The sequence below is a fragment of the Paenibacillus cellulosilyticus genome, assembly GCF_003182255.1.
In the GTDB taxonomy this organism is placed as follows: domain Bacteria; phylum Bacillota; class Bacilli; order Paenibacillales; family Paenibacillaceae; genus Paenibacillus_T; species Paenibacillus_T cellulosilyticus.
Window position 1 is genome coordinate 43,783 of the sequence record NZ_QGTQ01000012.1, and the last position, 26,609, is coordinate 70,391.

At 50.1% G+C, this 26,609-nt stretch carries 26 protein-coding genes; 22 read left to right on the forward strand and 4 right to left on the reverse strand.

Annotated elements, in window-relative coordinates:
* Positions 1-133 precede the first annotated feature (133 nt).
* The 7 genes from DFQ01_RS16050 (at position 134) to DFQ01_RS16080 (ending at position 6,059) form a co-directional block, all read left to right on the forward strand.
* Positions 134-1,231, forward strand: a complete 1,098-nt coding sequence (locus DFQ01_RS16050) for a Gfo/Idh/MocA family protein (protein ID WP_110044911.1) — start codon at positions 134-136, stop codon at positions 1,229-1,231.
* On the forward strand, positions 1,228-2,040 hold the full coding sequence (locus DFQ01_RS16055) for an HAD-IIA family hydrolase (RefSeq protein ID WP_174812654.1): 813 nt from the start codon (positions 1,228-1,230) through the stop codon (positions 2,038-2,040). The genes DFQ01_RS16050 and DFQ01_RS16055 overlap by 4 nt, the downstream gene beginning before the upstream one ends.
* Before the next feature lie 40 nt (positions 2,041-2,080).
* Positions 2,081-2,896, forward strand: coding sequence for an Fpg/Nei family DNA glycosylase (locus tag DFQ01_RS16060; RefSeq protein WP_110044912.1), 816 nt, complete (start codon positions 2,081-2,083; stop codon positions 2,894-2,896).
* 2 nt (positions 2,897-2,898) lie between these two features.
* A complete protein-coding gene (locus DFQ01_RS16065; protein ID WP_110044913.1) occupies positions 2,899-3,735 on the forward strand; it encodes a deoxyribonuclease IV in 837 nt (278 codons plus the stop codon).
* Positions 3,732-4,070, forward strand: a complete 339-nt coding sequence (locus tag DFQ01_RS16070) for a cyclic-phosphate processing receiver domain-containing protein (protein ID WP_110045023.1) — start codon at positions 3,732-3,734, stop codon at positions 4,068-4,070. Before DFQ01_RS16065 ends, DFQ01_RS16070 begins: the two co-directional genes overlap by 4 nt.
* Before the next feature lie 151 nt (positions 4,071-4,221).
* Positions 4,222-5,010, forward strand: a complete 789-nt coding sequence (locus DFQ01_RS16075; RefSeq protein WP_110044914.1) for an ABC transporter ATP-binding protein — start codon at positions 4,222-4,224, stop codon at positions 5,008-5,010.
* Positions 5,007-6,059, forward strand: coding sequence for an SAM-dependent methyltransferase (locus DFQ01_RS16080; RefSeq protein ID WP_245946734.1), 1,053 nt, complete (start codon positions 5,007-5,009; stop codon positions 6,057-6,059). Before DFQ01_RS16075 ends, DFQ01_RS16080 begins: the two co-directional genes overlap by 4 nt.
* A 286-nt stretch (positions 6,060-6,345) precedes the next feature.
* On the opposite strand, the gene DFQ01_RS32200 is transcribed toward DFQ01_RS16080, so the two are convergent.
* The gene (locus tag DFQ01_RS32200) at positions 6,346-6,549 is read right to left on the reverse strand and encodes a DUF2691 family protein (protein ID WP_110044916.1); all 204 of its coding nucleotides are present in this window, start codon (positions 6,547-6,549) and stop codon (positions 6,346-6,348) included.
* 193 nt (positions 6,550-6,742) lie between these two features.
* Between DFQ01_RS32200 and DFQ01_RS16090 the strand changes: the two genes are divergently transcribed.
* The 3 genes from DFQ01_RS16090 (at position 6,743) to DFQ01_RS31145 (ending at position 7,988) form a co-directional block, all read left to right on the forward strand.
* Positions 6,743-7,297 carry a DUF6886 family protein gene (locus tag DFQ01_RS16090; protein ID WP_110044917.1) on the forward strand — a complete coding sequence of 185 codons (555 nt, stop codon included), beginning with the start codon at positions 6,743-6,745 and terminating at the stop codon, positions 7,295-7,297.
* 192 nt (positions 7,298-7,489) lie between these two features.
* A complete protein-coding gene (locus tag DFQ01_RS16095) occupies positions 7,490-7,849 on the forward strand; it encodes a helix-turn-helix domain-containing protein (RefSeq protein ID WP_245946747.1) in 360 nt (119 codons plus the stop codon).
* Entirely contained in the window at positions 7,827-7,988 is a 162-nt protein-coding gene (locus DFQ01_RS31145; protein WP_174812655.1) for a hypothetical protein, read from the forward strand. The genes DFQ01_RS16095 and DFQ01_RS31145 overlap by 23 nt, the downstream gene beginning before the upstream one ends.
* 130 nt (positions 7,989-8,118) lie before the next feature.
* Here the strand turns inward: DFQ01_RS31145 and DFQ01_RS16100 are convergent, their stop codons facing one another.
* The gene (locus DFQ01_RS16100) at positions 8,119-8,622 is read right to left on the reverse strand and encodes a GrpB family protein (RefSeq protein WP_281272014.1); all 504 of its coding nucleotides are present in this window, start codon (positions 8,620-8,622) and stop codon (positions 8,119-8,121) included.
* A gap of 499 nt (positions 8,623-9,121) precedes the next feature.
* Positions 9,122-11,437, reverse strand: a complete 2,316-nt coding sequence (locus tag DFQ01_RS16105) for a helix-turn-helix domain-containing protein (RefSeq protein ID WP_110044920.1) — start codon at positions 11,435-11,437, stop codon at positions 9,122-9,124.
* Between DFQ01_RS16105 and DFQ01_RS16110 the strand changes: the two genes are divergently transcribed.
* The 9 genes from DFQ01_RS16110 to DFQ01_RS16150 all read left to right on the forward strand — a co-directional run bounded on the left by DFQ01_RS16110 (position 11,364) and on the right by DFQ01_RS16150 (position 23,519).
* Entirely contained in the window at positions 11,364-13,082 is a 1,719-nt protein-coding gene (locus tag DFQ01_RS16110) for an extracellular solute-binding protein (protein ID WP_245946735.1), read from the forward strand. The two genes, DFQ01_RS16105 and DFQ01_RS16110, sit on opposite strands and share 74 nt — an antisense overlap.
* Positions 13,083-13,278: 196 nt before the next feature.
* Positions 13,279-14,835, forward strand: coding sequence for an extracellular solute-binding protein (locus DFQ01_RS16115; protein ID WP_110044921.1), 1,557 nt, complete (start codon positions 13,279-13,281; stop codon positions 14,833-14,835).
* 111 nt (positions 14,836-14,946) lie between these two features.
* The gene (locus DFQ01_RS16120; RefSeq protein ID WP_110044922.1) at positions 14,947-15,906 is read left to right on the forward strand and encodes an ABC transporter permease; all 960 of its coding nucleotides are present in this window, start codon (positions 14,947-14,949) and stop codon (positions 15,904-15,906) included.
* Positions 15,907-15,938: 32 nt separating this feature from the next.
* Entirely contained in the window at positions 15,939-16,814 is an 876-nt protein-coding gene (locus DFQ01_RS16125) for a carbohydrate ABC transporter permease (RefSeq protein WP_110044923.1), read from the forward strand.
* 22 nt (positions 16,815-16,836) lie between these two features.
* Complete coding sequence (locus tag DFQ01_RS16130) at positions 16,837-17,931, forward strand: glycoside hydrolase family 88/105 protein (protein ID WP_110044924.1); 1,095 nt, start codon at positions 16,837-16,839, stop codon at positions 17,929-17,931.
* Between the two features lie 110 nt (positions 17,932-18,041).
* A complete protein-coding gene (locus tag DFQ01_RS16135) occupies positions 18,042-19,628 on the forward strand; it encodes a serine/threonine protein kinase (RefSeq protein ID WP_174812656.1) in 1,587 nt (528 codons plus the stop codon).
* A 120-nt stretch (positions 19,629-19,748) separates the two neighbouring features.
* Positions 19,749-21,302 (forward strand): ABC-F family ATP-binding cassette domain-containing protein, encoded by a 1,554-nt coding sequence (locus tag DFQ01_RS16140; RefSeq protein ID WP_110044926.1) that lies wholly within the window; start codon positions 19,749-19,751, stop codon positions 21,300-21,302.
* Positions 21,303-21,465: 163 nt separating this feature from the next.
* A complete protein-coding gene (locus tag DFQ01_RS16145) occupies positions 21,466-22,164 on the forward strand; it encodes a response regulator transcription factor (RefSeq protein WP_110044927.1) in 699 nt (232 codons plus the stop codon).
* The gene (locus DFQ01_RS16150; protein ID WP_110044928.1) at positions 22,161-23,519 is read left to right on the forward strand and encodes a HAMP domain-containing sensor histidine kinase; all 1,359 of its coding nucleotides are present in this window, start codon (positions 22,161-22,163) and stop codon (positions 23,517-23,519) included. The genes DFQ01_RS16145 and DFQ01_RS16150 overlap by 4 nt, the downstream gene beginning before the upstream one ends.
* Positions 23,520-23,723: 204 nt before the next feature.
* Here DFQ01_RS16150 and DFQ01_RS16155 read toward each other — a convergent pair whose 3' ends face one another.
* Positions 23,724-24,212, reverse strand: coding sequence for a C40 family peptidase (locus tag DFQ01_RS16155; protein WP_110044929.1), 489 nt, complete (start codon positions 24,210-24,212; stop codon positions 23,724-23,726).
* Positions 24,213-24,399: 187 nt separating this feature from the next.
* Between DFQ01_RS16155 and DFQ01_RS16160 the strand changes: the two genes are divergently transcribed.
* The 3 genes from DFQ01_RS16160 (at position 24,400) to DFQ01_RS16170 (ending at position 26,581) form a co-directional block, all read left to right on the forward strand.
* Positions 24,400-25,176 carry an MBL fold metallo-hydrolase gene (locus DFQ01_RS16160; RefSeq protein ID WP_110044930.1) on the forward strand — a complete coding sequence of 259 codons (777 nt, stop codon included), beginning with the start codon at positions 24,400-24,402 and terminating at the stop codon, positions 25,174-25,176.
* Between the two features lie 134 nt (positions 25,177-25,310).
* Complete coding sequence (locus tag DFQ01_RS16165; RefSeq protein WP_110044931.1) at positions 25,311-26,099, forward strand: trimeric intracellular cation channel family protein; 789 nt, start codon at positions 25,311-25,313, stop codon at positions 26,097-26,099.
* A complete protein-coding gene (locus DFQ01_RS16170) occupies positions 26,096-26,581 on the forward strand; it encodes a low molecular weight protein-tyrosine-phosphatase (RefSeq protein WP_110044932.1) in 486 nt (161 codons plus the stop codon). Before DFQ01_RS16165 ends, DFQ01_RS16170 begins: the two co-directional genes overlap by 4 nt.
* Positions 26,582-26,609: the final 28 nt, after the last annotated feature.

Consider the following 26,609-nt stretch of genomic DNA (forward strand, 5'->3'; position numbering starts at 1 on the left):
CAAGCAGGGAGGAATAAGGTAGGCTGAACTTGGCAACAGGCGATCAGCTATGGTATTGTGGCAGAAGGCCGAACTTCATTGGGATAGGAGATTAGTCGTACGGCTGAAGTGACTGCAGTAGGGGGAAAACATCATGACAACGATCCGATTCGCATTCAGCGGCTTCGGAAATATAGCGAAGACTCATATGACAGCGCTTCGTGCGCTGCCAATCATTAAGCAAATACCGGCATTGCCTGTGCTTGATACGCTCATTACGCGCGATCCGGAGAAGAACCGTGCGCAGGCAGAAGCAATCGGCTTCCGACGCGTGGTGTCGACGGTAGCAGAAGCGGCTGCGGATGAGCTCGTACAAGTTATTGATATATGCTCGCCGAACAATCGCCATGACGCTGACGCGCGAGCAGCTATCGCTGGTGGCAAAGCGATCTATTGTGAGAAGCCTGTTACGGATAAGTATTCGGAATCCGAAGCTCTGGAAGCAGCGGTGACCGAATTCGGTCTTATGCAGCAGCTGGCATTTACGTTCCGCTACCATCCTGCAGCAATGCGTATTCGTGAGCTGGTGCGCGAGCAGGTTGTCGGTGATATTTTACAATGTAAAATCGCTTATCGTCGTTCCGGTTATTTGAGTGCCGATCGTCCAATCAGCTGGCGGCTGGATAGCAAAATGACGGGCGGCGGCGCTATTAGCGACCTAGGCGTGCATGCGCTTGATCTGTTCCGTTACTGGTTCGGGGATATTGAACACGCAGAAGGTCGCGTACATACGCATGTAAAGCGCCGGCCATCGGCCGCGGGCAGTACAGAGCTTGTTGATGTAAACGTAGATGACTGGGCGATTATTCACCTGACGACTTCCTCCGGCATTAATGGTATGGCGGAAGTATCGCGGGTTGCGCTGGGCTCGGATGCATTCGATATTCAAATTGTTGGTACGCGCGGTTCGATCACCTGTGATCTGGAGCGCGACGCGGTTCCAGCGGTTCATTTGCTGAAAGGCAGTCTCGGTGCAAGGCCAGAGCCTTCATCCTTGGCACTCATTCCAGACGAGAAGTCGACGATGGGCTTCTCCGTAGATAATCATTTTGGTGCTCTTCATCATTTCATTCTTCGCCTATCTGGTGATGATCGTTGGTCCGATATTGCACCGACACTGAACGACGGCGTTATTGTGGAGCGCTGGATTGACCGTATTCTGCAATCGAAGGCAGGCGAGGGTTCGGTATGACAACTCAACTGCGACCAATAAAAGGGGTTCTGCTCGATCTCGACGGAACGCTCTACCATGGCAATGTGATGATTCAAGGTGCGGACCACTTGATGCAATTGCTGATCGACAATAACATACCGTTCCGTTACGTGACGAACAATTCGACCCTTACGCCGGATGCCTTCGCGGCTCGACTGCGCGGTATGGGGCTCCCAGCAACGCCCGAGGATGTATGTACATCCGCGAGCGCGGCAGCTGAATATGTAGCAACGAACCATCCAGGTGCACGGGTCTACATTATTGGGGAAAAGGGTTTGCGCGAAGCGGCAATGAATGCAGGTCTGGAACCAGTTGAAACCGGAGCAGATATCGTACTGCAGGGCATTGATCGTGAGCTGACCTATGCGAAGGTAGCAGGTGCGGTAGATCAGTTGCTGAAAGGCGCAAAGTTCGTCATGACAAACCCCGATCTGCTGCTCCCATCGGAGCATGGATTGATTCCAGGGGCAGGCTCGATTGGAGCAATGATTCAAGCTGCAAGCGGGCAGGCGCCGATCGTAATCGGCAAGCCATCGACTATTCTAATGAACTACGCGCTTAAACGACTAGGTGCCAGCGCAGAGGAGACATGGGTTGTTGGCGATAATTTAGCAACGGATATCGGTGCAGGTAAAGCGGCAGGCTGTGGAACAGCACTTGTATTGACTGGTTTGACGACAGCCGAGAACATGGAAATGTACGCAGAGAAGGCTGGCTGCCGTGCTGATGTCGTGTGCGCGGATCTGGATGAACTCGGCTCGTATATATTGGAACGAATCAGGCAATAAGAGAAGCAAACGTACGTACGGACAGGAAGGAAGATGATGAATGCCGGAGCTGCCTGAAATGGAAACGTATCGCAATCTGCTGTCGGAGCGGATTGCCGGCAAAACGATAACGGGCGCAGTCGTTACTCGCGACAAAACAATTAATATGCCGTCAGAACAGTTCATTGAAGCTGTTGTGGGGCGCGTAGTCTGGTTCGTTGAACGCAGAGGCAAGCATCTGCTGCTGCATCTGGATGATGGACGCCGTCTCGTCATTCATCTCATGCTAGGCGGTTCCCTCTATTACGGGGATGACGAGGACCGACCGGATCGCACCGTTCAAGTGGAACTGTCCTTTGGCGAGCAGAAGCTGTTCGGCATCGGGCTGCGCCTTGGTTATGTGCATCTGCTGACGGCGAAGGAAGCGATTGATCGCTTCCAAGAGCTTGGGCCAGAGCCGCTGGATGCTCGACTGACAGTCGATAATTTCAAGGCGCGGTTCAAAGGCAAGCGCGGCGCACTGAAACCGGCGCTTGTTGACCAGCATACCATTGCAGGGATCGGCAACTGCTATGCGGACGAGATCTGCTTCGCTGCATCGATTCGTCCGAGTGTGCGTATTCCTGCACTCCAAGATGAAGATTGGGAGCGGCTGTTCCGTGCGATGCAGTCCGTGCTTCGTGAAGCAACTTCTTTTGGCGGTTATATGGAAGAGCCATTCACGCGCGAAGATAAGTTGACGGGCGGCTTTAACGAGCAATGCCGCGTCTATGATCGCGGTGGCGAGCCCTGCTTGAGATGTGGAACCGCGATCGAACAGACAGAGGTTGCCGCTAAGAAAGTATTTTACTGCCCGACATGCCAACCTGAGGTGTAGCCATGAGCTACGGCTGCCATGTAAGCACACGTGGAGGCTATCGGGCGGCTGCCGTGCGAGCGGCAGAAGCTGGGGCGACGTCGTTTCAATATTTTCCGAAAAATCCGCGTGGGTTGTCTGTAAAATCATTCGACCGTGCGGATGCGGAGCGGTGTGCGGCTTATTGTGCAGAGCATGGAATGGTGTCCATTGCGCATACGCCATACCCGACGAACTTGGCAGCCGAGGATCTGAGTCAGCGATCGCGTACCGTGGAGTCGCTGCTCAATGATCTGGACATTGCGCAGAGCTGCGGCTCGATCGGCATTGTAGTCCATTTCGGCATTTACAAAGGTGTAGAGCCGCTCGTTGGTTATAAGCACATCATCGCGACACTGGACGAAGTGACGAGCAGATGGTCAGGAAATACGAAGCTGCTGATTGAGAATCAGGCAGGCGACCATGCTTTCATGGGAACGACATTCGAGGAGCTGGCCACGATACGGAAGCTGTGCCGGCAGCCGGAGCAGATCGGCTTCTGCCTTGATACATGTCACTTGTTCGCCAGTGGTGGTTGGAACGGCGAGCCCGAAGCTCCGTGGCTGACGAAAGCAGCAGAGTTAGGGGTATTACCGCATATTGCAGCGATTCATTTTAACGACAGCATGTATGATTCGGGTTTGCGACGGGATCGACATGCTGTCATTGGCGAGGGACGAATCGGAGAGGCGGGGCTTCGTTGGATGCTGACAGAGCCAGCGCTTGCACAAATTCCGTTTATTCTAGAGACGCCGACAGACGGGACGGGCTCTCATGTTAGTCAGTTGGTGCGGATGAAGGAATGGGGAACAAAGCAGTGAATCATCTATATCTGGACGACTATCGGGCATGTCCGGCGGGCTTTATTCTCGCTCGTAATGCGGAGGAATGCAAGCTGATGCTCAAAGAGCTGACGATCGGCATTTTATCTCTCGATTTCGATCTTGGCTACGGTGAGCCTACCGGTCTCGATGTCGTTGAATATATGGTAAGTGAGCAGATTTGGCCGCAGGAAGTGTATCTGCATACGTCCAGTAACCATGGACGGATGCAGATGTATCGGCTGCTGTCCCAGCATGCGCCGATGACGATGGAGCTTCACTATGGTCCGATGCCGGATGAAGTAAAGGATCGTGTGGCGCGGCAGGCTGAATGAATGGAGCGTATGCTTACGAAGTAATCAATTTGCTTACGCAAATTGCTAAGCTTATGCTTACGAAGTAATCAATTTGCTTACGCAAATTGCTAAGCTTATGCTTACGAAGTAATCAATTTGCTTACGCAAATTGATTTTAGGGGGAACGATGATGATACATTTGCAGGATATTACGTTCATTCGCGGTGAACGAACGATATTGAATGGCGTTAACTTTCATGTGCAAAAGGGCGAGCAATGGGTCATTCTCGGTCGGAACGGATCAGGCAAAACGACGCTGCTTGAATTTATGAACGGATACGAATTTCCTTCGAGCGGGACTGTTGATGTACTTGGCAATCGTTATGGTCAATGTGACGTGCGTGAAGTACGTAAGCAGATCGGTTATATCTCGCAGTCGCTCATAGAGAAGCTGACACTTCGCGATCCGCTGTGGGAAGTTGTCGCAACGGGTGAATATGCGTTTCTTCGCTTCTATCAAGAAATTCCGGAAGAAGTAAAAGCGAAAGCGCTTAGCTTACTTGATGAAGTAGGACTACTGCATATGGCAGAGCAGCCGCTATCGACGCTGTCGCAAGGTGAACGGAAGAAGGCTATGCTGGCGCGCGCGCTGATGCAGGATCCGAAGCTGCTCATTATGGACGAGCCTTGTGCGGGTCTGGATTTGTATGAGCGTGAGAAGCTGCTCGTCGATCTGGACAATCTGCGCAAGCGCGATATTACCGTTATTTATGTAACCCATCATATTGAAGAAATTATGCCATTATTTACGCATGTCGCGCTTGTGAGCGGGGGAAGGATTGCAGCTGCAGGTCCCAAAGAGGAAGTGCTGCAGCCTTCCACGCTTAGTGAAGCTTATGAGCTGCCGATTGAAGTCGAATGGCAGCATGGGCGCCCATGGATTCGAGTGGTGCCTTCGGAGAAGGGAGCCACAGTGTGAGTAGTGAATCACAAACCATGTCCGTAACGACATGGATCGGAACATCTAATACAGGTTATGCACCGCTAGCTATGGAGGAAGTGCGCCGTACGATTGAAGGTGCAGCAGTCCGCATTTTAGCTCCGGCGGAAACATTTATCATTGAAAGTCCTTTGGATCGCGTGGAGACGCTGCAGAAGCTGCAATCGCAGCCTCCGGTTTTCCTCCGTCATATTCAGCCTATCGATGGGACTTTGCTCCTGTCAGAAACGAATGAGGCTGATGTGCTTCCATGGCTGGCGGCAGAGATTAGCCGGACGGAAGATCAGATTCGTGGAAAGCGCATATCCGTTCACGTTCGTCGAGCTGAAGGGTGCTCGTATCCTTACTCCGTCTTTGACACAAAGACATCGCTTGATGGTGTGCTGCGTGATGTTGGCGCCACAATCGACCAGCGTAGTCCAGAGACAATCATCTCGATCTACGCGGTCAAGGATCAACTGCTGTACGGAATCGGAACACCAGATGAGCTCATGTCGGACTGGCCGGGCGGCGCAATCCGCTTCCAGCGGGAAGAAGAGCAGATTTCGCGGGCAAAATTCAAGTTATTAGAGGCTGAGCGTGCTTTTGGACTGGATTATACTCAGTATCGGGAAGCACTTGATATTGGTGCAGCACCTGGCGGTTGGACATCGCTATTGCTCGAGAGAGGCGTTTCGGTGACCGCAATCGATCCTGGAGCCATGCATCCGTCGCTGCGCAATCATCCGAAGTTAACCTATCTGAAGCGCAATGCCTCGGAAGTTAAGTTCAAACCAAACACGTTCGACCTGCTCGTCTGCGATATGAGCTGGAGTCCGATGCAGATGGTGAAGCTTGTGCTTGATCTCCACGAGTCGCTAACTTATGGTGCAACGGCCATCATCACGATCAAGCTTATGCACCGCAAGCCGCTGCAAACGATTCGTGATGTTATCGCGAAGCTGGAGTCCGTGTTCATTGTGCATCGTGCGAAGCAGTTGTTCCACAATCGCGAGGAAATCACGCTGTTCATGACGAAGCAATATTAATTAAGGTAAGACGTGCCTATGGATGGGCACGTCTTTTTATTGTGCGAAAGAGACGATATACTGCCTCTACTGTGGCGCGGTGTACGAGGCTATCGCAATAGAGGTGATTATTCTCTCCTAAGGGAGTGTGGCGCGCTGGACTGTCACGATAGAGGCGATAAACCGCCCCTAATGGGGGCGTGATGCATAGGGTTGTCTCAATAGAGGCGTTAATCCGCCTCTAAAGCGCACGCGATCCATTTTACCAAACGGACAGCTTGGTTCGGAAGTCATTCTCGTCTGTAATCTACCGGACTTTCTCGTACCCCTGGTTGATCGCATTATTGTGCAAGTCCATGAGCTTGTTAGAATCCTTGCAGTACATCGCAACATACGAAGGATCAATGACAAGCAGGATAAACTGACAATCGCTATTTATGTACTCATCGTACGTTGAGATAGCTACAACTGTGGAATTGAACGGGAAGGCTTTCATCCCTTGAAAAATCAAATAACATCCGGATGTTCAATGATCTGTTGTAGAGTTGCGAGTGGCGCCAACATCCTCTAACCATGCTGACCTCCGATGTTATGTATTCTGCTTGCAAACGTTCTTATTGCTAGTATGAGGTGGGATATGCTAGAATGCAATTCCACGATTAGGAAGGACTTACCCAACCATTATAAATGTGCGGAGGTCATGAATGAAGCTGTTTCATTTTAGTAATGAGAGCGATATCGAAATCTTCTACCCGAGAGTGAAGAGCAATCGGCAGGATATGCCACCTGTTGTTTGGGCGATTGATGAGGAGCACCAGTTTACGTTCTTCGTCCCGAGAGACTGCCCGAGAATCATCTATACGCGATCAAATGACATGTGCGAAAAAGATATTGATCGCTTTTTCAGCACCACAACCTCGGATATCGTCATGACCATCGAAACAGGTTGGTGTGAGCGCATTAAGAATGCTACCTTGTACCGCTACGAGCTGCCTTCAGAATCGTTTAAACTATTTGACGAGTGCGCAGGTTACTACATCTCAGAAGAAATCATTACCCCGATTCAGAAGGATGCCATTACAAATCCATTAGACTTGCTGCTCCAACTCAACATCGATGTTCGCTTCACTCCTAACCTTCATCCGCTTCGCAACGCCATCCTTAGCTCATCCATAACGGATTTCGGCATCCATAAGTTCATGAATGCACAGCCTATTGAAGCAAGCATTTCTGCACCTAAAAATCGCATTTTGAGTTAAAATAATATGGTATAAACGAACCAGCGACAGGATTTGAGCAATTCAGCTTAAGAATGTCGCTTTTTACGGTTTAAAATGAGTGAATAGTGAATGCCAAACGACGACTTCTCGACGATAATGGACATAAAGTGATATGATTAATACGAATACAATATACGACTCGGATCGTGTTGGAGGATAGCGTTATTGGTTATGGGTAATAATCATCTTTCATTTGCAGAGAAAATAGGGCAACGATTAAAGCAAGTTAGACTAAACAAGGGACTCTCCGCAGTTGAAGTATGCAAACAACTGAACATCGGCACTTCATCGATGAGCAACTACGAACGCGGCGAAAGAATGCCGAGCTTAGAAATATTAATTAAGATCTCTGAATTGTATGAGATGTCTATAGATGAACTGGTAGGCGTACGGAAATACGATACCGATGAAGATGCATGGCTGATGGACGTTAAATTTGCGTCAGCCGTCAAGAAAAAAACACTAATGAACATTTGGATTATTTTGAACAAGATGGAGGGAGAAAATATTGAGATCGGAAGACCAGATTAAACGAATGATTGTTCAATTACAGCAGCTTCAACGGAATTTACATAGTGAAGAGAACGCAATCGAATTAGAGGCCGTCAATGGCAAAATCGAGATTTTGGAATGGGTCCTTAATGCACCAGTCGAGAAATATCATGTATAGCTACAGGACATTCCGGATGGTGTTCGAAGGTGGACATATCCGTTAATTCAAAGGAAGGAGCAGTGTTATTCTTATCCCATCTAGCGAGATGGTAAGTGTAACATGACTCCCTCCTAAGTTTATTTGGCAGCTAAAGCTTAACCCTTGCTAGAATCTCGGTTATAAAAGGATGTTTAGCATTCGTATACGCGGCTCTGTCGTGAGGGTACTTGTCAGCAAGTTCTCTCTTGAGCTGATCATATTGCATCATCGCCTCAGAATGATCTCTCAAGTAGTCCCTAAACGCAAGTTGATGGTCCCATTCCTCGCTGCCATATACGTAAACATGCAAATGATGCGTCCCGGCCCGCCATTGCCCCTTCCTGAAGAACCTCCGATTCGGAAACTCCTTATGAACAACATGCTCGTATCCAATCCGAGCCAGCGGCTCGATGAAAGCCTCAACCTCTGCTAAATCTTTAACCCCGACCATGAAATCAATAACTGTCTTTGCCGAAAGCCCCGGAACCGCCGTACTCCCAATATGCTCAATGGCAATCGCCTTATCAGTCATAATCTCCTCAACCTGTCTTTTTTCCTCTTGAAACATCAACGGCCAATTCTCGTTATAACCCTCAATCTTAACGGTTTCCACAAATACCTCCTGGAAGTCTTGTTTTTCACTTAAGTGGGGTAGAAGCGGGGCAGATGATTCCATGCCAACTGTGATTTAATTGTCACAACATTCGCAGTAAATCTCAAGGAACCTCAAATATCAATCACAATCACTATGTTTGTATTCCCATCCAACGTATAGCGTGTCCCTAAGGGACGAAAGCGAGCTAGAAGCGGGCCATACGCCTACATACGAATCGTACCTCATACCACCAATCCTCACTAAACATCACCAACCGCAAAGCGTGTCCCAAAGGGACAAAAGCGACTCCTAGCACGACGAGCCAGGAATCGCTTTCGGGAGTCCAGAGGTAAAGGTTTCCGTTAGGAAACCACATCGGAAGCATACGCTTTGCCCTTTGGGGCCCTCCCTTGAGAGGGAGGGTTTGGGTGGGCAATTGAGGACTTGGATGGATGTCACTTCCCCCTTGAGGGGGCAGGGGGTGAATCACAAAGTCGTCTGGGAACGATATCCCAGCCTATACAGCTACATGCTTCTCCCTATACTGCCCCGGCGTAATGCCTTCCGCTTTGCGGAACGACCGGATAAAGTTCTGCGGATTGTTATACTGCAGCTTCGCTGCGATATCCTTAATCGGCATGCTCGTCTCGGCAAGCCATTTCTTCGCCATATTCAACCGGTACATCGCCAAATACTCGCTGAACGAGTAGTTCGTCTCCTTACGGAATACCCCGCTCAAGTAGTTCGCATTGTAGTGCAGCGTAGCTGCACATTGCTCGAGCGTCAGGTCGGTGTCGTAGTAGCGGCGTACGAGCTCGATCATTTTCTCCGACAGGTTATGATACTGCGTATTCTGACGGTCATTCAGAATGCCGATGATCGGCTTGATGACGGTCGTCCAGAACCAATCCTCAATTTCTGCTACGATGTGCAGATCCAGCATTTCCTCGAATAACGAGTCATTGCCTTGATGAATCGACTTGAGGCTAATGCCCGACTCCTGCATGACGATCAGCAGATTGTTCAGCAGCCGGCTCATTGGGATCTGATATTCCTGCGGCGGCAGCTCAATTGTGAAGATCGCACGCATTAACTGATTCAACAGCGGCTTCGCCTTGTCCGGCTCCGTTAGCTTAATGGCATCAATAAGCTCGTTCTCCAAATGCGTTGGATACGTCAGGTTCAGATAATGCTTGCCCGAGCTGAAGCTCTCATAGGGCACAATAATGCCTTCGCCGAGATGAATCCGATGCTTCAGCGCCTCTAGACCTTCGCGATAAGCGACAGCGATCGTCGAGACCGAGTGGAAGGGGAGACTATGCCCGATGCTAATGTTCAAGCTCAGAACCGTCGCAATATGCTCCTGCACGCGTACGGCAAGGTCGTTCAGATTGTCTTTGAACAGTTTCAACTGCTCGGTCTCACTGCCAATAAGGGTAACGATCGTCCCATCGATAAATACCGGATCAAGTCGGTCATCCACAGGGATGAGCTCTTGCAGCATATTGTGAACGGCAAATTGAAGCAGCTCCATATCGCTCTTCTTGTAACGCGTCCCGTCGATCGAGTCGATTTGAACATTCATGACGACCATCGTTTTCCAATAGGATAGCTGCAGCCCATAGCCGAATCGAATGAGACGCTCCGCCACATCGCTCTGCTTTATTGCCCCTTGATAGGCACGCATCAGATCAAACAGCTTCACCTGCTTGAGATGCCGATTCGCTTCATCCTGCAGTCGCTCGTTCGATTGGAACAGATGCTGCATTTGTTCGCCAATGACTTGGAATTCATTCGCACGGCGGCCAGACGACACCACATTCGAACGAAGCCGAAGCTGCGTCAACAGCCGTTCAATCGGCGAGTACATGCGGCGTGAGCTAAGCCAGGCAACGACGATTGAAATAATGAGCATGAGGAAGCAGACCGTTGCCGTATACATACCGATTTTTTTCGATTCGCTGGTCAAACTGGAAATCGAGGTTGCGGATAGATAGGTCCAATTGTTCAAATCTGAACGATGATACGTAATGGCAAAATTACTGCCGTTCAGCTTCATGCGCAGCTGTCCATCTGCGGTATTCCAATCCCCGAAATCGGCCAAGCCGGCATCAGCAGCAAGGTGACCAATCAGTTTTGCGTCGGGGTGCAGCAGCAGAAGCCCTTTGCTGTCAATGATGATAATGCTGTCCGATGCGTTTGACTCGCCATCGAGCTGCACCAATTGTTGAAGGTCACACACGGGAATGTTCGCAATCGCAGCGCCGTAATGCTCCAGGCCGGCCGAAGGCCATTTTTTGATCAGACTAATGCTGTACTCACAGGACGCCATATTTGTATTCTCTTCGCTGTAGAACCACGTCGTAGGCGTTAGAATCCAATCGGTATTGTCGCTGCTATGGATAAGTCCAGACAGCTCAGCGTAATGAGCATACTGCTCGAATGGGTACAAGCCAGAGTTTTTCACCATCCAGTTGTATCGCTCGTTCATCAGTATGACGTCCTCGACCTTCGTGTCGAACGACTGCATGTACCGAATCTCATTCTGAAGGTCGTTGTAGAGCGCAAAATCGTTTTCGGTCAGCTTCTGCTTCATCGCCTTCTGAAACACCGTGGAATGAATAACCTGATTTAGTGTCTGGTTGACAGTCATTAGCTTTTGCTCTACATTGGAGTTGATTTGACGAATGAGCTGCTGCTTGCCTTGATTCACATGAGACTGGATTTCATTCGATGAAGTGAAGTAGGAGAAGATGCCAATGAATAAAACCGGTAACGTACTTAACAGAAAACCGTATATCGTTAGCTTGCTTAGAAAAGTAAGCGATTTCAAGTTCATCAGCACCTTGTCTGAAATTTGGTCATCTGAGAAGTCTAAACATTATCCAATTAAGTTTCATATTAATAAAATTATGCCAGCATTTGTCTTTTTCAACAAGGGGGAATTAGGACGAATCGGATGGATTCGTTGGAACCAAGTGCGACAAACCGCGATACTAACCGTCTGCTCCGCTAGTCTCTTGTTAGCTTCGACGGGGTGTGGAATCGGTCAAGGCAGCGCCAAGACAGCCTCTGCAGCCGAAGATCGTCCGACGATATCGATCATGGCACCGCTCCATTTTCCAAGTCCGCCAAGCCATGATATTATCGATCGCATTGAACAACAAACGAATACCAACGTTGAGATCACTTGGGTGCCGGACGGCGTCTATTCGGACAAAATGACCGCAGCGCTTACGACGAGCTCGCTTAAGAAAGCGACCTTCGTGAAATACACCGATTATATCTTCATGGCGGATACGATGCGGTCCGGTGTGTTCTGGGACATCAGTCCTTATTTGGACGAATTCGAGAACCTGCGCCATCTGGACCATAACATTATGAAGCAGGCATCGGTTGATGGCCACATCTATGGTCTCTATACGGAGCGTCCATCATCTCGTCAGGGTATCATTATTCGCCAGGATTGGCTGGAACACCTTCATTTGAAACCACCAACGACGATCGATGAGCTGTATGAGGTTATACGCCAGTTCACTTACAATGACCCAGATGGTAATGGAGTGCAGGATACGATTGGCCTTGCCGATCGGAACGACTTGGTATACGGTGCATTTAAGACGCTTGGCTCCTATTTCGGAACGCCGAACAATTGGGATCTGAAGGATGGGCAGTTCGTACCGGATTTCGAAACGCAGGCATACGTGGACACGATGGATTTTGTTCGCAAATTGTACGATGAGAAGCTGATCAACTCCGATTTTGCTGTGACGAGTAAAGATATTCAGCGCAACCTGTTAATCACGGGTAAAGCGGGCGTCTATATCGGCAGCATGTCGGATGCACAGCGATTATCGACGGAAGCGGTAGCCGTTAATCCGAATGCGACCTTCACGCTTGTGAATCGAATTGAAGGCCCGCAAGGTTATCGGATATGGTCGATACCGAACTATAACGGATTGTACTTGTTCTCCAAGAAGGCGGTCAAGACTGAGGATGAGCTGCGTGAAGTGCTGGCGTTCTTCGATCGTTCGATGGAGAAGGATGTTGCCAATATGATGCTGTACGGTTTGGAAGGCCGGCATTACGAAGAGCGAAGCGGTATGGCGTATTTGCCTGAATCGACAAGTGAGCTGAGGATTAGTGAGGTTAATGCACTGTATACGCTCATGATCGCTGACCTTAGCAATCCGAATGTGATGAAGGCAGCGCAGAAGGAGCCGTTGACCGAGATGGCGGATCGATTGGTTGCCGATAACGAGAAATTTCTCGTGAAGGATCCGTCGGTCAGTCTCCATTCGAAGACCAACGATGAGCATGGGCAAGAACTCAATACGATCATAACGGAGGCGACGTATAACTATATGCTCGGTCAGATTGACCTAGACGGATTCAGAAGTGAGGTTGAGAAATGGAAACGCAGCGGCGGGACGAAGGTCATCGACGAGCTGCGAGAGCAATACGAAGGGATGCAATAATGGTGAGAAGAAACCCCGTTGTGCTGTGGCACGACGGGGTTTCTTGCCGTTAATTTAATCAATTACACCAATGCTCATTAACTCACAATCCGCGCCGTTATAGGCTTTATGAGCTAATGATTGTTTCGGTAACGACAAGCTTCTTATATCGTAGACCTTGCAACCAACCACAAACAAAAACGGAGGTCTAAGCGCAATGAAAAGAAAATCATTGTCCATCCTCATGAGCGGGATGCTGCTACTCAGTGTATTCATGACGGCATGCTCGAGCAAATCGGATGACAAACAAAGTGAAGAGACGCAAGGTACGACGAAGACGGAAACGACGCAAGCTGAGCAAACAGACACGCCTAAAGCGGAAGAGCCATTCCCGATTACGATCATGCTGCCGCTGAACATTGCCGAGACACCACCGGATGTCATTAAGAATGAAGTTGAGAAGCTGACGAACACGAAGCTGACGTATCAATTCTTCCCTGCGGATACGTATGAGGAGAAGCTCACGGCTACGTTCGCAACGGGCTCGCTGCCACAAGTTACGTATTTGAAAAACCAAGCGACGTTCATGTCGATGAAGGAAGCGATTAAGGACGGTCAGTTCTGGGAGATCGGACCGCTGCTCAGCGAATTCCCGAACCTGAACAAGCTGAAGCCAGAAATTCTTAATAATACGAAGGTAGACGGCAAGCTGTACTCGTTGTACATCGGACGTCCGCTCGCTCGCCAAGGTATCATTTATCGCAAAGACTGGGCAGATGCACTTGGTCTGAAAGCACCAGAAACGACGGAAGATTTGTATAACATGATGAAGGCGTTTACGGAAGGCGACCCAGACAAGAACGGCAAGAACGATACGATCGGTCTGGCTGATCGCAACGACTTGATCTACGGCGCATTCAAAACGGTTGCTTCCTGGTTCGGCACGCCAAACAACTGGGGTGAGAAGGATGGCCAACTGCAGCCAGACTTCATGTTCCCGCAATACCTTGAATCGATGGATTACATGAAGAAAATTCGCGACGATAAGCTGATGAACCAAGATTTCCTCGCAACGAGTAAGACGGACCAAACCAAGCTGTTCACAAGCGGCAAAGCTGGCGTATACATCGGCAGCATGCAAGACGTTGATTCGCTCAACAAAGACTTGATCAAGAACGTGCCTACGGCAGTCGTTGATACAGCGGCACTGATCAAAGGACCTGAAGGTCAACAATCGACCTGGTCGATTCCTGGCTACAACAACGTTGTACTGTTCCCGAAATCGGCGGTCAAAGACGAGGCTGAGCTGAAGAAGATCCTCGCGTTCTTTGACAAAATGATGACGCCGGAAGTTGCAAACGTGATGTATTGGGGCATTGAAGGTACTCACTACACGGTTGAAGACGGCAAAGCGAAAGTGTCTGACGACAAAGAGAAGGTTGAACGTGAGGTTAAAGGCTTCAAGGACAGCGTAATCGGCGAGCCGGAAACAAACGGCATGTACGAGCCTCTCAATACGCTGCCAGCCCGCATCCATGCGGATTCGGAGCTGATCCCAGCCAACGAGAAAATCGCAATTGCTGACCCAACGGCAGCGCTTGACTCTGCAACGTTCGCTGAGAAAGGCGCCCAACTGCAAGAGATCATGACGGATGCGACCTACAAATATATGTATGGTCAAATCGACCAAGCCGGCTTCCAGAAAGCAATCGATGATTGGAAGAGCCGCGGCGGTCAAGCGATGATCGACGAGTATAACGCATCGAATAAGTAATCATTTATATTCGCTATTAGCAACTGTTAAGTGAATGCAAAGGTTTGGTGGGCTGTTCGACCACGGGCAGCCCCCGATCGCTTCACGAATCAACGTCAGAGGGGGATCAGCATGGAACAAGTGGTTGAGATGCCAGAGATGAAGCCGATGCCTCGCCGCGAACATGCGCTAGCCAAGCGCGTATGGCGGAACAAGTGGCTGTACATCATGATCGCGCCTGGTTTCTTGTATTTTCTTATCTTCAAATACTTCCCGATGTTCGGCCTTATCATCGCCTTCGAGGACTATAAGCCTTATCCCGGCAAAGGGATAACGGGCAGTGAATGGGTTGGCCTTGAGCACTTCCGCAGACTGTTCAGCGAGCCTGATTTTTTGAACATTTTGCTCAATACGTTGACCTTGTTCGCCATGAATCTAATCTTCTTCTTCCCGATACCGATTATCTTATCTCTCATGCTTAATGAGGTGCGACTATCGATCTTTAAGCGGACGTTCCAGACGCTCGTGTATCTGCCTCACTTCATGTCTTGGGTTATTATCGTGTCGATCAGCTTCGTCATGCTGACGATGGATGGCGGTATTATGAACTCCTTGCTTGAATATTTCGGCTTTGACAAAATCAACTTCCTGCTTAGTCCAGACTGGTTCCGTCCTGTGTACATCATTCAGGTGATATGGCGTGAAGCCGGATGGGGAACGATTATTTACTTGGCAGCAATCGCATCGATCGATCCGCAGCTGTACGAGGCGGCACGCATGGACGGTGCCGGACGGCTCCGCCAAATGTGGCATGTCACACTTCCATCGATCCGCAGCGTTATCGTCGTGCTGCTTATCCTCAAGATCGGCGATGTGCTGGAACTTGGCTTTGAACATGTCTATCTGCTGCTCAACTCCATGAACCGTGATGTGGCAGAGATCATTGATACGTATGTGTATACAGCGGGTCTGCGGCAAGGTCAATTCAGCTATAGCGCAGCTATCGGTCTGTTCAAGTCCGTCATCGGACTCGTACTCGTCTTATTCGCGAATCGTATGGCGAAGCGTATGGGCGAGGAAGGCATCTATTGATCGTTACTATATATTGAAGGAGGTGGGCCATCATGGTGGAAGATCGGAAGCTGGGCAATCGGATGTTCTCCGCGGCCAACTATTTGCTGCTCACCCTGATCGCTCTCATCACAATACTGCCATTCATCCATATCGTGGCAGGTTCATTTACAACAAATGCGGAGCTTGCGGCGAAGAAATTCGTGCTTATTCCAACGCAGTGGAGCTTCGATGCGTACACGTTCATTTTCTCAACGAATACGATTATGCGTGCGATGGCCGTATCGGTTGGCGTGACCTTGTTCGGTACGCTGTTCAGTATGCTGCTCACATCACTCATGGCTTACGGGCTTGCGCGCCGCGACTTGGACGGACGTCTTTTCCTTAACTTGTTCGTCGTTATTACGATGCTGTTCCACGGGGGGCTCATTCCAACCTTTATCGTTGTCAAAAATCTCGGGCTCATCAACAGCTACGCTTCGTTGATTCTGCCAGCAGCGATCAGTGCGTTTAATATGATCATTCTGCGCAGCTTCTTCCAGAACATCCCGGACGGGCTGGAAGAGTCCGCTCGAATTGATGGCTGCAGCGACTTCGGAACGTTGTTCCGAATCGTATTGCCGCTGTCGATGCCAGCATTGGCAACGATCTCACTGTTCTATGCCGTCACCTATTGGAATACCTACTCGAACGCTATCTTTTACCTAACCGACAGTGACAAATGGCCGATTCAAGTGCTGCTGCGTCAGATCGTCGTGCTCGCGAGCGGATTCGAATCTGACTCAAGCTTGGATAGTACGGTTCCGCCGCCGGATCAAGCGGTGAAGATGGCGGTAATCGTCGTATCGACGCTGCCGATTCTGATTGTTTATCCGTTCTTGCAGAAGCATTTTGCCAAGGGAGCATTGGTAGGTTCGATTAAAGGATAATGAGAGATGGAGTGGAACTTCTATGAATAGACCAAATGAAATGCGGCCGCTTGAATGGGCAGCAACGGCTTGCGATTCCATCATAAGTCGTTATGCGCCAATCGAGCTGCCGCCGGCACACCGGTGGCATTATCACCAGGGCGTGTTCTTAAGCGGGATGGAAATGCTCGCGAGAGCCGCTTCCGAGGAGCGGTATTCGCGTTACATACAAGGCTATGTCGATGAGCTGGTGGATGCGAACGGCAATCTTTATTTCGCTCGCGACGAGTTGGATGCCATTCAAGCTGGCCTGCTGTTATTTGATCTCGATGCCCGAGTTGGTGGAGGGGGCAAATACCGGACGGCTGCGAGCAAGCTGCGGCGCTTGTTCGATACGTTGAATCGCAACTCGGAGGGCGGATTCTGGCACAAGGATAAATATCCGTATCAAATGTGGCTGGACGGCCTCTATATGGGCGGGGTATTCGCACTCAAATATGCGAATGCGTATGGCGATCATGAACTGCGAGATATGGTGCTGCATCAAGAACGGCTTATGCGGCGGTTTATGTCAGATGAGCGAACAGGTCTGTTATTCCATGCCTGGGACGAGTCTCGGCGCATGTCTTGGGCTGATCCGGATACCGGCTGCTCGCCGGAGCTGTGGGGGCGGTCGATTGGTTGGTACGGCCTTGCGCTATCGCAATTTATCGATTGCTTGCCAGAGGGGCATGCTGGTCGAACGGAGCTGTTGCAAGCGCTGGCCCGCTTCGTTCAGTCCATTATCCAATTCCAGGACCCGAATAGTGGACTTTGGTTCCAAGTCGTCGACAAAGGTCATCTGCATGATAACTGGCTGGAAACCTCCTGTTCTTGCTTGTTTATCTATGCCATCGCCAAAGCTGTCAAATTTGGAATCGTGTCGGAGAGCTGCGCTGAAGCGGCGGTACGAGGATACAAGGGACTGTTCGATTTTGTGAAAATGGATGAAGCCGGACGATTCGTGTTGACCGGTATTTGTATCGGCACATCAGCAGGTGATTACAATAGTTACGTCACTCGACCGACAAGCGAGAACGATCTTCACGGCGTAGGCGCCTTTGTGATGGCTTGCGTAGAGGTCGAATCGCTCGTATAATGAATCCATAACTGGATAGGAACGTGATGGGAAAGAATCCCGGTATGAAGTGCTGTTACCAGCGCTCTCTGCCGGGATTTTTCTCGTTCTCAAATAGGAAGGGGATGGATATGGATACGATTTCGATGCACAAGGGCGGTATGATGCCTTTAGAAGCAGGGATGATGATCGGAGGACGATACCGAATCGCAGGTGTAATCGGACGAGGCGGTATGGGCGTTGTGTACGCGGCGGAGGACACCCGATTGCAGGGCAAGCTGCGGGCAGTGAAGGCTGCTGGCCGTCTAGGCTTTGACTATGACATGTGCGCGGAAGAAGCCCGCATGTTGATGAGACTGAGCCACCCGAACGTTCCGCAGATCGTCGATTATTTTCCTCCCGATACAACAGGTGTTGAATATGTCGTTATGGACTACGTGCATGGGGAAACGGTCGCAAAGAGGCTCAGCCATTATCATGGCAGGATGCCCGTACAAGAGATCGTATCCATTGGTATTCAGTTGTGCGGAGCGCTGTCTTATCTTCATGAGCAGACACCGCAGATCATCCATCGAGATTTGAAGCCGTCTAATGTCATGATCGATAAGAACGGACATGTGCGGTTGATTGATTTTGGAATTGCGCGATTCTATAAGGAGGGTATGCGCTTCGATACCGTTCTGCTTGGTACGCCTGGCTTCGCTGCTCCTGAACAAGAAGGGATCGGTCAGAGCGATGCGAGAACGGATGTGTACGGTCTAGGTGCATTGCTCTTCTTTCTATTAAGCGGAGGACGCACGTATACCTCATCGCATACAAAACTGCTTGATTCGTACGAGCTTGCAATCGATGTTCCTCCAACCTTAATTGCAGCGGTTCATCGAATGCTGCATGCGAATCCGTCTATGCGCTTCCCCTCGATGCGTCAGGTCGAAGAAGTACTTGCCGATGCCCTGCCGATTGGACGGTCTGTGAATCGGATGCTGGGTGGCCGCGGCGTGAGTACTAGACTACCAAACTTATCGGTTGTACTATCGGCGGCACCTGGAGCGGGTTCGACATTCGTGACCATGACGTTAGCCAGGTTGCTGGCGGGTGAAGGGGCCGCTGTTTCCGCCATAGAGTCTGCCGGCTATGCGCCTGAATGGCATGCATGGCTGAACGGATCTCGCGATGGCGGCACCATTAATCCTGCATCTGACGGCGTCTATTACCGCTTGGAGCAGCCGTTAATTGATTGGTATTGTCAGTCGCCGGAGAGACCGCCTTCGCGAGCGGATGAGGAGGCGGCATTCCGCTTACTCGTCGAACAGGCATCGGCAGTTCGTAAGACGCTGCTTGATCTTTCCTCCGGCTGGCATGAGCGAAGCAGCCTTGATTGGATGGGCAGAGCTTCTACTATTATTATCGTAGCTGATCCGAATCCAGCAAGATGGTCTGCCGTTCGGCTGCGGCAGCTGATGGCTGAGCTTGTAAAGGCGCGGGGAGAAGGAGCAAAGGTGCTTTGGATTGCGAATAAGGACGTGAAGTTTGAGCAGCGACGCGATTGGTTGTCCATGTTTCCCGAACAGCCAGCGGCATCCGTTCCGTATATCCCGCATGAGGTATGGATGAAGCTGCTGTGGGATGGTCGATGGGTAACGGATGTATCTGCCTATCGCAAATCAATAACTGCTTCATTGAAACAGGTGTTGGCTGTCGTATCCGGCGAGAAATGACAGCATCTGCGGCATTTGGTCATCCACAACGTTGCTTCGATATGGTACAATAAGTCCGGCGCGTGCATGCTTTAAGGCGCATTATTCAACTATATTAGATGAGGGAACGGAGTTTAATACATGAGTTTATTGACTGTCGAAGATTTATCACATACGTTTGGAGATCGGACGCTGTTCAAGAACGTGTCCTTCCGGCTGCTGGCTGGTGAACATGTCGGACTCGTCGGTGCGAATGGTACTGGCAAATCGACGCTGATGAATATTTTGACGGGATCGCTTCTGAAGGATAGCGGTCGCGTAGAGTGGACACCGAAGGTCCGCTACGGTTATTTGGACCAGCATACGAAGCTGACACCAGGCAAGACGATTCGTGACGTGCTGAAGGATGCTTTCCTTCCGCTGCTGGAATTGGAACAAGAACTGAATGATATCGCCGGCCAGATGGCTGATGCTGACCCGGATACGCTGGAGCAGCTGCTTGAGCGTATGGGCGAAATTCAAGAAGCGCTTGATATCGGCGATTTCTATATGCTTGATGTAAAAGTTGAAGAGATGGCGAATGGCCTCGGCCTTAATGCGATTGGTCTCGAGCGCGACGTTGCTGCGCTTAGCGGTGGTCAACGTACAAAGGTACTGCTTGCAAAGCTGCTGCTGGAGAAACCGACGGTTCTGCTGCTCGACGAGCCTACCAACTACTTGGACGAAGAGCATATTACGTGGCTGACGAACTATCTGCAATCGTACCCTTATGCCTTTGTCCTCATTTCTCACGAAACGAGCTTCATGAATGCTGTTGTTGACGTAGTGTATCATCTTGAATTTGCACGCTTGACGCGTTACACAGGCAACTACGAGAAGTTCCTCCAAATGGCGGATATTAATAAAAATCAGCATATTGATGCTTACGAGAAGCAGCAGGAGTTTATTAAGAAACAGGAGGACTTTATTCAGCGCAATAAAGCCCGCTATTCGACATCCGGCCGCGCGAAGTCTCGCGAGAAGCAACTGGACCGTATCGAACGCATTGATAAGCCGGAAGAAGCGCAGAAACCAACGTTCGGCTTCAAAGAAGCGAGAACGAGCGGCAAAACAGTCTTCGAAGCGAAGGGACTGTCGATCGGTTATGATCGTCCGCTATTGCCCAAGATGGATGTTCTCATCGAACGCGGCGATAAAGTCGCAATCGTCGGCTGCAACGGCGTTGGTAAGTCGACGCTGCTGAAGACGATCCTTGGTGTTATTGAGCCGCTCGAAGGTAAGACGTATCGTGGCGATTTCTTGCACCCCGCTTATTTTGCCCAAGAAGTGAAAGCTCCGGGTCTTACACCGCTTGACGATGTATGGAACGAGTTCTCGAGCTTGAACCAACACGAGGTACGTGCCGCACTCGCACGCTGTGGACTGAAGAACGAGCATATTACGCGTTCACTGAATCAGCTCAGCGGTGGTGAGCAGGCGAAGGTTCGTCTGTGTAAGCTAATGATGCGCGAGAGCAACTGGATTCTATTCGACGAACCAACGAACCACTTGGACGTTGTAGCGAAGGAAGAATTGAAGCGTGCATTGAAGGAATTCAAAGGCACCGTCGTGCTCGTTTCCCACGAACCTGACTTCTATGAAGATTGGGTCACGAAAACTTGGGATGTCGAATCGTGGTCGCTTCAGCCACATTAAGGCATACTAATTGTATATTGCGCGATAAACCTCAGAGACAAGGTGAAACGGCTATCGTCGTCCTTTTAAAACGGCACAGTGCGTTTCATTCCAGAGAAATCCAAGCGTGAGTAATGGATGAATCTAATACTCACGCTTGGGTGAGAGGGCAGGTGAAGCTTACTTGAATGAACGAATTCTGGTTATTGAAGATGAAGAGGGCATATCGCGTGTCCTTCAACTAGAGCTGGAGCATGAGAGCTATACGGTTGGTGTTGCTGGCGATGGCCGAACCGGGCTCGAAATGGCGCAAACCGGCAATTGGGATTTGGTGCTGCTTGATGTGATGCTTCCCGGCTTGAACGGCATCGAGGTGCTTCGCCGTCTTAGACAGGGCGGGAACACAGTTCCTGTCATTCTGCTGACAGCAAGAGATACGGTTCCAGATAAAGTAAGCGGCTTCGAGCATGGTGCAAGTGACTATGTCACAAAGCCTTTCGCCATGGAGGAGCTGCTTGCTCGTGTCCGGAACATTCTGCGCATCTTCGCTCAGCACTCGAAGGAAGCTGAAGGATCTGACCTAATCAAGGTTGGAGATCTGACGATCGAGCTTCGTACACGGAAGGTGTTCCGCAAAGAGTTGGCGGTTGATTTGACACCACGTGAGTTCGAACTGCTGGTATATTTGGCAGAGCATAAGAATGAAGAGAAGTCGCGTGAAGATATTTTGTCTGAAGTATGGGGATATGATTTCATTGGCGAAACCAATCTGGTCGACGTCTATATCCGATACTTACGGCAGAAGATCGACAAGGGCTTCCGGTATAAGCTTATCCATACCGTACGTGGTGTAGGCTACATGCTGAAGGAGCCGAATGGATGACGCTTCGAAAACGATATACGTTATTCACGATCTTCTGGATTATCTTCATCTTGCTGTTATTCAACATCTTCGTGTACTTGTTCGTTATTAATATTACGACGCGTAGCGAAGAGCAGTCGCTGACCGATAAGGTGAAGCTGCTGCTGGAGAATACGCATCCTGAGCAGCTTGCGACCTATAAGGACCCCGGACTGCTGAATGATTTCTACAATGTGAACGAGCTTATTCGCATCGTGGCTCCGTCTGGCGATATATGGAGCGAGGAAGGCTCGGACAAGGAATTGCTCAGTCAACCAGCGGTGTACTACCGATCCCATGATTCGGGCTTAATGACGATCGGCGGGAAAAGAGTGCTGTATATGCGGGTCCCGTTGTACGAAGGACCGATTCAGGTTGCGAGTCTCGAGATTATGCGTAAGATGAATACGCTCGATACGTACTTGCAAATTCTCGTTGTCGCTCTTGCTGTCACAAGCGCTGGCGCCATTTTATTCGCGATCTTCGGCACCTATTGGTTTACATCAAGACTCACCTCGCCGATTCAGCAGATGGTATCAACGATGCGGGAGATCGATCGAAGCGGTAAGCTTCGCAAGATTGAGTCGAAGCCCGAGGACGATTCAGCCGAGATGCAGCAGTTAGTCCGGGCATTCAATCAAATGATCGAACGGCTTGATCGGACCTTTGCTCGTCAGAAGCAATTCGTCGCTGATGCATCGCATGAGCTGAAGACACCACTAACGGTAATCGGCAGCTATGCGGGTATGCTGAAGCGTTGGGGCAGAGATGATGCTGCGGTTCGCGATGAGGCAATTGAGTCGATTGCACGCGAGGTTGAGCGGCTGCAGAACCTGACGAAGTCGATGCTGACACTTGCTGACGCGGAGCAAGAAGACTGGCTGAATCTCGAAACCTTTGATCTTGTTCCCATTGTGGACGAGCTGTCAGAGATGATGCATGTTACCTTCGGACGGACGGTACGGGTGAATGCGGCGAACGGCAGTGTGTTCATGAAGGGCGATCGGGATAAGATCCGTCAACTGTTCGTAATCTTAATCGATAACGCCATTAAATACAGTAAGGACACGATCGATGTTACCGTTAGCTCCGTGAAGCAGATGGTGCGTGTTTACGTGACGGACAAAGGGATCGGGATACCTGAGAATGAAATCCCTTATCTATTTGAACGATTCTACCGCGTCGACGGCGCGCGCAGCCGTGCAACAGGCGGAGTCGGACTTGGATTATCGATCGCGAAACGTATCGTGGACCTGCATGAGGGTCAGATCGATGTGATGAGTAAGCCAGGACATGGTACGACCATTATGCTGCAATTCCCGAATCGTAGAGGGTAGTTCGTTCGAGTGATTGGGGCCGGAGGCTCTGCTTGCCTATTCGTTAGAAGACGAATTAGGTGGGCAGAGTCTTTATTATGTGATAGTTGGTTAGAGGATGTGGATGAGTGATGAATTGGCGGGTATACAAAAACGACAAACCTCGGACCTACATGTCATTGCATGGAGCGTGTTTGCCGTTCTTGCTATGTGTGGGACGCGTGATTACTTAATAACTCGACGCGCTGTAATGTAGTTCTTCGACCAGTACGTCGAATCGAGGCTAGAGATCGTGACGCCGCTGCTCGTTGAAGCGTGCAAAATTTTGTTGTTGCCGGCGTAGATTGCTACGTGTGCGACTGTCGAGCTGCTGTCAGAACTAAAGAAAACGAGGTCGCCCTTGCTCAGATAACCTTTATCGACTTTAGTGCCGAGTGTGGACTGTTCTTTCGATGTGCGAGGAAGCGCGATGCCGTTCTCCTCAAATATGTACTGCGTGAACGAAGAGCAATCAAATGCATATGTGACTCCGCTAGGAGCGCCGAAGCGATATGGGATGCCGAGATACGTTTTTCCAGTCGTTAATACTTCTTCTGCTTTTGGCGTCGCCGCTGATGCTTGACCTGTGAATCCGAAGCCGAGCGAGGTAACGCCGATAGTTGCACCCAGCATGACGCTGACGATAGTCTTCATCCATGTTTTCTTGATGTTCATGTTGTCCCTCCATCGTTAGACTAAGCTTTTGCTGGATTAACTATAACACAGCCACAATCTCCTAACGTTTTCCACGAAACGCGAAAAGTGTGGCTACTACACGGTTTACGGCGTTTTATGAAAGTTCAGTGAGAAAATTCTCATGTTCATATGAGCATAATGAGAGTAAATGAGAGGAAGTTTCTGCATGACAAGGTTGACTTTTCGCGGTACAGCGGATTCAATGGGCGTTCCTCGCGTATATTGCGACTGTGAGGTTTGCAATGAAGCTCGCTTAACAGGTGAGAATCGTAGATACCGCTCAGTGCTTCAGATCGAAGATGAAGAATTGGGACAAATGTGGATCGACTGCGGGCCGGACTGGGGCCGTCAGATGGAGGCTGCTGGCGTACGTGCGCCAGAACGGATGCTCATAACCCACGCGCATTTTGATCATATTGGCGGACTGGTTGAATGGGCGGATGCGTGCCGGTGGTTAGAGCAAAGGGGCGATGCGTATTCGCCTGCAGAAGTTATAAATGAGATTAACGATCGATTCCCGTGGGTGAACAGACAGATTCAATTTAATAAGGCCGATGACGGCTTGACGTTCGGTGGCTGGCAAGTGCAGACCTGGAAAGTATGTCATGGGAAAAATGGCTATTCCTATGCTTATCGGTTCGATCATCAAGGGACGGGGCGTTCGTGGGCTTATTGCTCAGATGCGATAGCATTGTCGGAGGATGAACTTAAGCCGTTATACGGATTGGACCTTCTTATATTAGGAACAAGTTTCTATGAAGAGCCTTATCCGTTTGAGACGCGTTCCGTGTATGACGTGAAGGAAGCACTCGTTCTGCTGAACGATTTGCGCCCGGCAAGGACCGTGTTCACGCATATGTCGCATGATATTGACCTTCGCCGAGACTATGTTCTGCCAGAAGGTGTGGAGTTCGCGAGAACAGGTATGTCGATTGAATTATAAGGCACTTCATTAATACCGTGAAATAAACGTTAGAGTTAACGAAAATTGTCGTCTTGCGCTGTCGCAAAGACGCGTTTACAATGATCTTTGGACGACACCGGCTAGTGGACGCCGGTCGAACAGAATCGGAGGCAATGAGAGCGGAAGTGGACATGGACATTTTTGGCGTGTTCAGTATTATTGGTACGATTGCGTTCGCAGTCAGCGGCGCCATCGTCGCGATGGAGGAAGAGTACGATATTCTCGGCGTATTCGTGCTAGGTCTCGTTACTGCATTTGGCGGTGGTGTTGTGCGTAACGTGTTGATCGGCATTCCTGTATCAACCTTGTGGAGTCAAGGGGAGCTGTTCAAGATTGCGCTCATCTCGATGACGATCGCATTCATTTTGCCGATCTCCTGGCTGAATCGTTGGAGAAGAAGCGAAGCGTTCTTCGATGCGATCGGATTATCAGCTTTTGCAATTCAAGGGGCGTTGTATGCAACACAGATCGGTCACCCAGTAAGTGCGGTGCTGGTTGCGGCAATGCTGACGGGTATTGGCGGCGGTATTATCCGCGATGTGCTTGCGGGACGTAAGCCGCTCGTGCTGCGGGATGAGATTTATGCAGTATGGGCGATGCTCGCAGGTCTATGCATTTATAACAAATGGTTCGAATCGACGATTGAGCTGCTGACATTATTCGTTATCATTATTATCCTTCGTATGCTCTCGGTACACTTCCGCTGGCGCCTGCCGCGCCGTTCGCTTAAACATGCTTTTGTACAATCGGTCTACGATCGTCCAGAGCAGCAGCAATCGACGCAAGAGGCGCAAGAGAATCAGGCAGTTAAGCAAGTTGAGCTTGAACGCAAGAAGACGATCAAGCCAGCAGTTGGCAACCCGATCGGCGCTTTGGTTAGAAAAGGATGGTGGAATCGTTGAAGCATGTATTGTTCGTTTGTTTGGGCAACATTTGCCGCTCCCCAATGGCGGAGGCGGTATTCAGACGCAAGGTAGAGGAAGCGGGGCTTAGCGGCGAGATCGGAATCGATTCTGCCGGAACCGGTGATTGGCATATTGGCAAGCCGCCGCATGAAGGTACACGCAAGCTGCTCGACTCTCGAGGCATCTCGTACGAAGGCATGCGTGCACGTCAAGTAAGAGGCCGCGATTTCTCCGATTTCGATTATATTGTCTGCATGGACAACAGCAATGAAAGTAATGTCGATGCGATCCGCCAAGGGCTATCGGCAAACGAGCATGGCGAAGCGAAGCTGTTCAAGCTGCTCGACCTCGTGCCCGAAGCCGGAACAACGGACGTTCCGGATCCGTATTACACGGGCAACTTTGAAGAAGTATACGAGCTTGTCTCGACTGGCTGCGACCGCCTGCTGGCTCAGATCAAGCAGGACATAGCTGGATAACAAGTGCGAAACCCCCGATATCCAATGT

What these genes read in the sequence shown, in the direction of transcription:
- DFQ01_RS16050 (WP_110044911.1), top strand. Translation starts at nt 134, where the DNA reads ATGACAACGATCCGATTCGCATTCAGCGGCTTCGGAAATATAGCGAAG.
- DFQ01_RS16055 (WP_174812654.1), top strand. Translation starts at nt 1,228, where the DNA reads ATGACAACTCAACTGCGACCAATAAAAGGGGTTCTGCTCGATCTCGAC.
- DFQ01_RS16060 (WP_110044912.1), top strand. Translation starts at nt 2,081, where the DNA reads ATGCCGGAGCTGCCTGAAATGGAAACGTATCGCAATCTGCTGTCGGAG.
- DFQ01_RS16065 (WP_110044913.1), top strand. Translation starts at nt 2,899, where the DNA reads ATGAGCTACGGCTGCCATGTAAGCACACGTGGAGGCTATCGGGCGGCT.
- DFQ01_RS16075 (WP_110044914.1), top strand. Translation starts at nt 4,222, where the DNA reads ATGATACATTTGCAGGATATTACGTTCATTCGCGGTGAACGAACGATA.
- DFQ01_RS16090 (WP_110044917.1), top strand. Translation starts at nt 6,743, where the DNA reads ATGAAGCTGTTTCATTTTAGTAATGAGAGCGATATCGAAATCTTCTAC.
- DFQ01_RS16095 (WP_245946747.1), top strand. Translation starts at nt 7,490, where the DNA reads ATGGGTAATAATCATCTTTCATTTGCAGAGAAAATAGGGCAACGATTA.
- DFQ01_RS16110 (WP_245946735.1), top strand. Translation starts at nt 11,364, where the DNA reads ATGAATAAAACCGGTAACGTACTTAACAGAAAACCGTATATCGTTAGC.
- DFQ01_RS16115 (WP_110044921.1), top strand. Translation starts at nt 13,279, where the DNA reads ATGAAAAGAAAATCATTGTCCATCCTCATGAGCGGGATGCTGCTACTC.
- DFQ01_RS16120 (WP_110044922.1), top strand. Translation starts at nt 14,947, where the DNA reads ATGGAACAAGTGGTTGAGATGCCAGAGATGAAGCCGATGCCTCGCCGC.
- DFQ01_RS16125 (WP_110044923.1), top strand. Translation starts at nt 15,939, where the DNA reads ATGGTGGAAGATCGGAAGCTGGGCAATCGGATGTTCTCCGCGGCCAAC.
- DFQ01_RS16130 (WP_110044924.1), top strand. Translation starts at nt 16,837, where the DNA reads ATGAATAGACCAAATGAAATGCGGCCGCTTGAATGGGCAGCAACGGCT.
- DFQ01_RS16135 (WP_174812656.1), top strand. Translation starts at nt 18,042, where the DNA reads ATGGATACGATTTCGATGCACAAGGGCGGTATGATGCCTTTAGAAGCA.
- DFQ01_RS16140 (WP_110044926.1), top strand. Translation starts at nt 19,749, where the DNA reads ATGAGTTTATTGACTGTCGAAGATTTATCACATACGTTTGGAGATCGG.
- DFQ01_RS16150 (WP_110044928.1), top strand. Translation starts at nt 22,161, where the DNA reads ATGACGCTTCGAAAACGATATACGTTATTCACGATCTTCTGGATTATC.
- DFQ01_RS16155 (WP_110044929.1), bottom strand. Translation starts at nt 24,212, where the DNA reads ATGAACATCAAGAAAACATGGATGAAGACTATCGTCAGCGTCATGCTG.
- DFQ01_RS16160 (WP_110044930.1), top strand. Translation starts at nt 24,400, where the DNA reads ATGACAAGGTTGACTTTTCGCGGTACAGCGGATTCAATGGGCGTTCCT.
- DFQ01_RS16165 (WP_110044931.1), top strand. Translation starts at nt 25,311, where the DNA reads ATGAGAGCGGAAGTGGACATGGACATTTTTGGCGTGTTCAGTATTATT.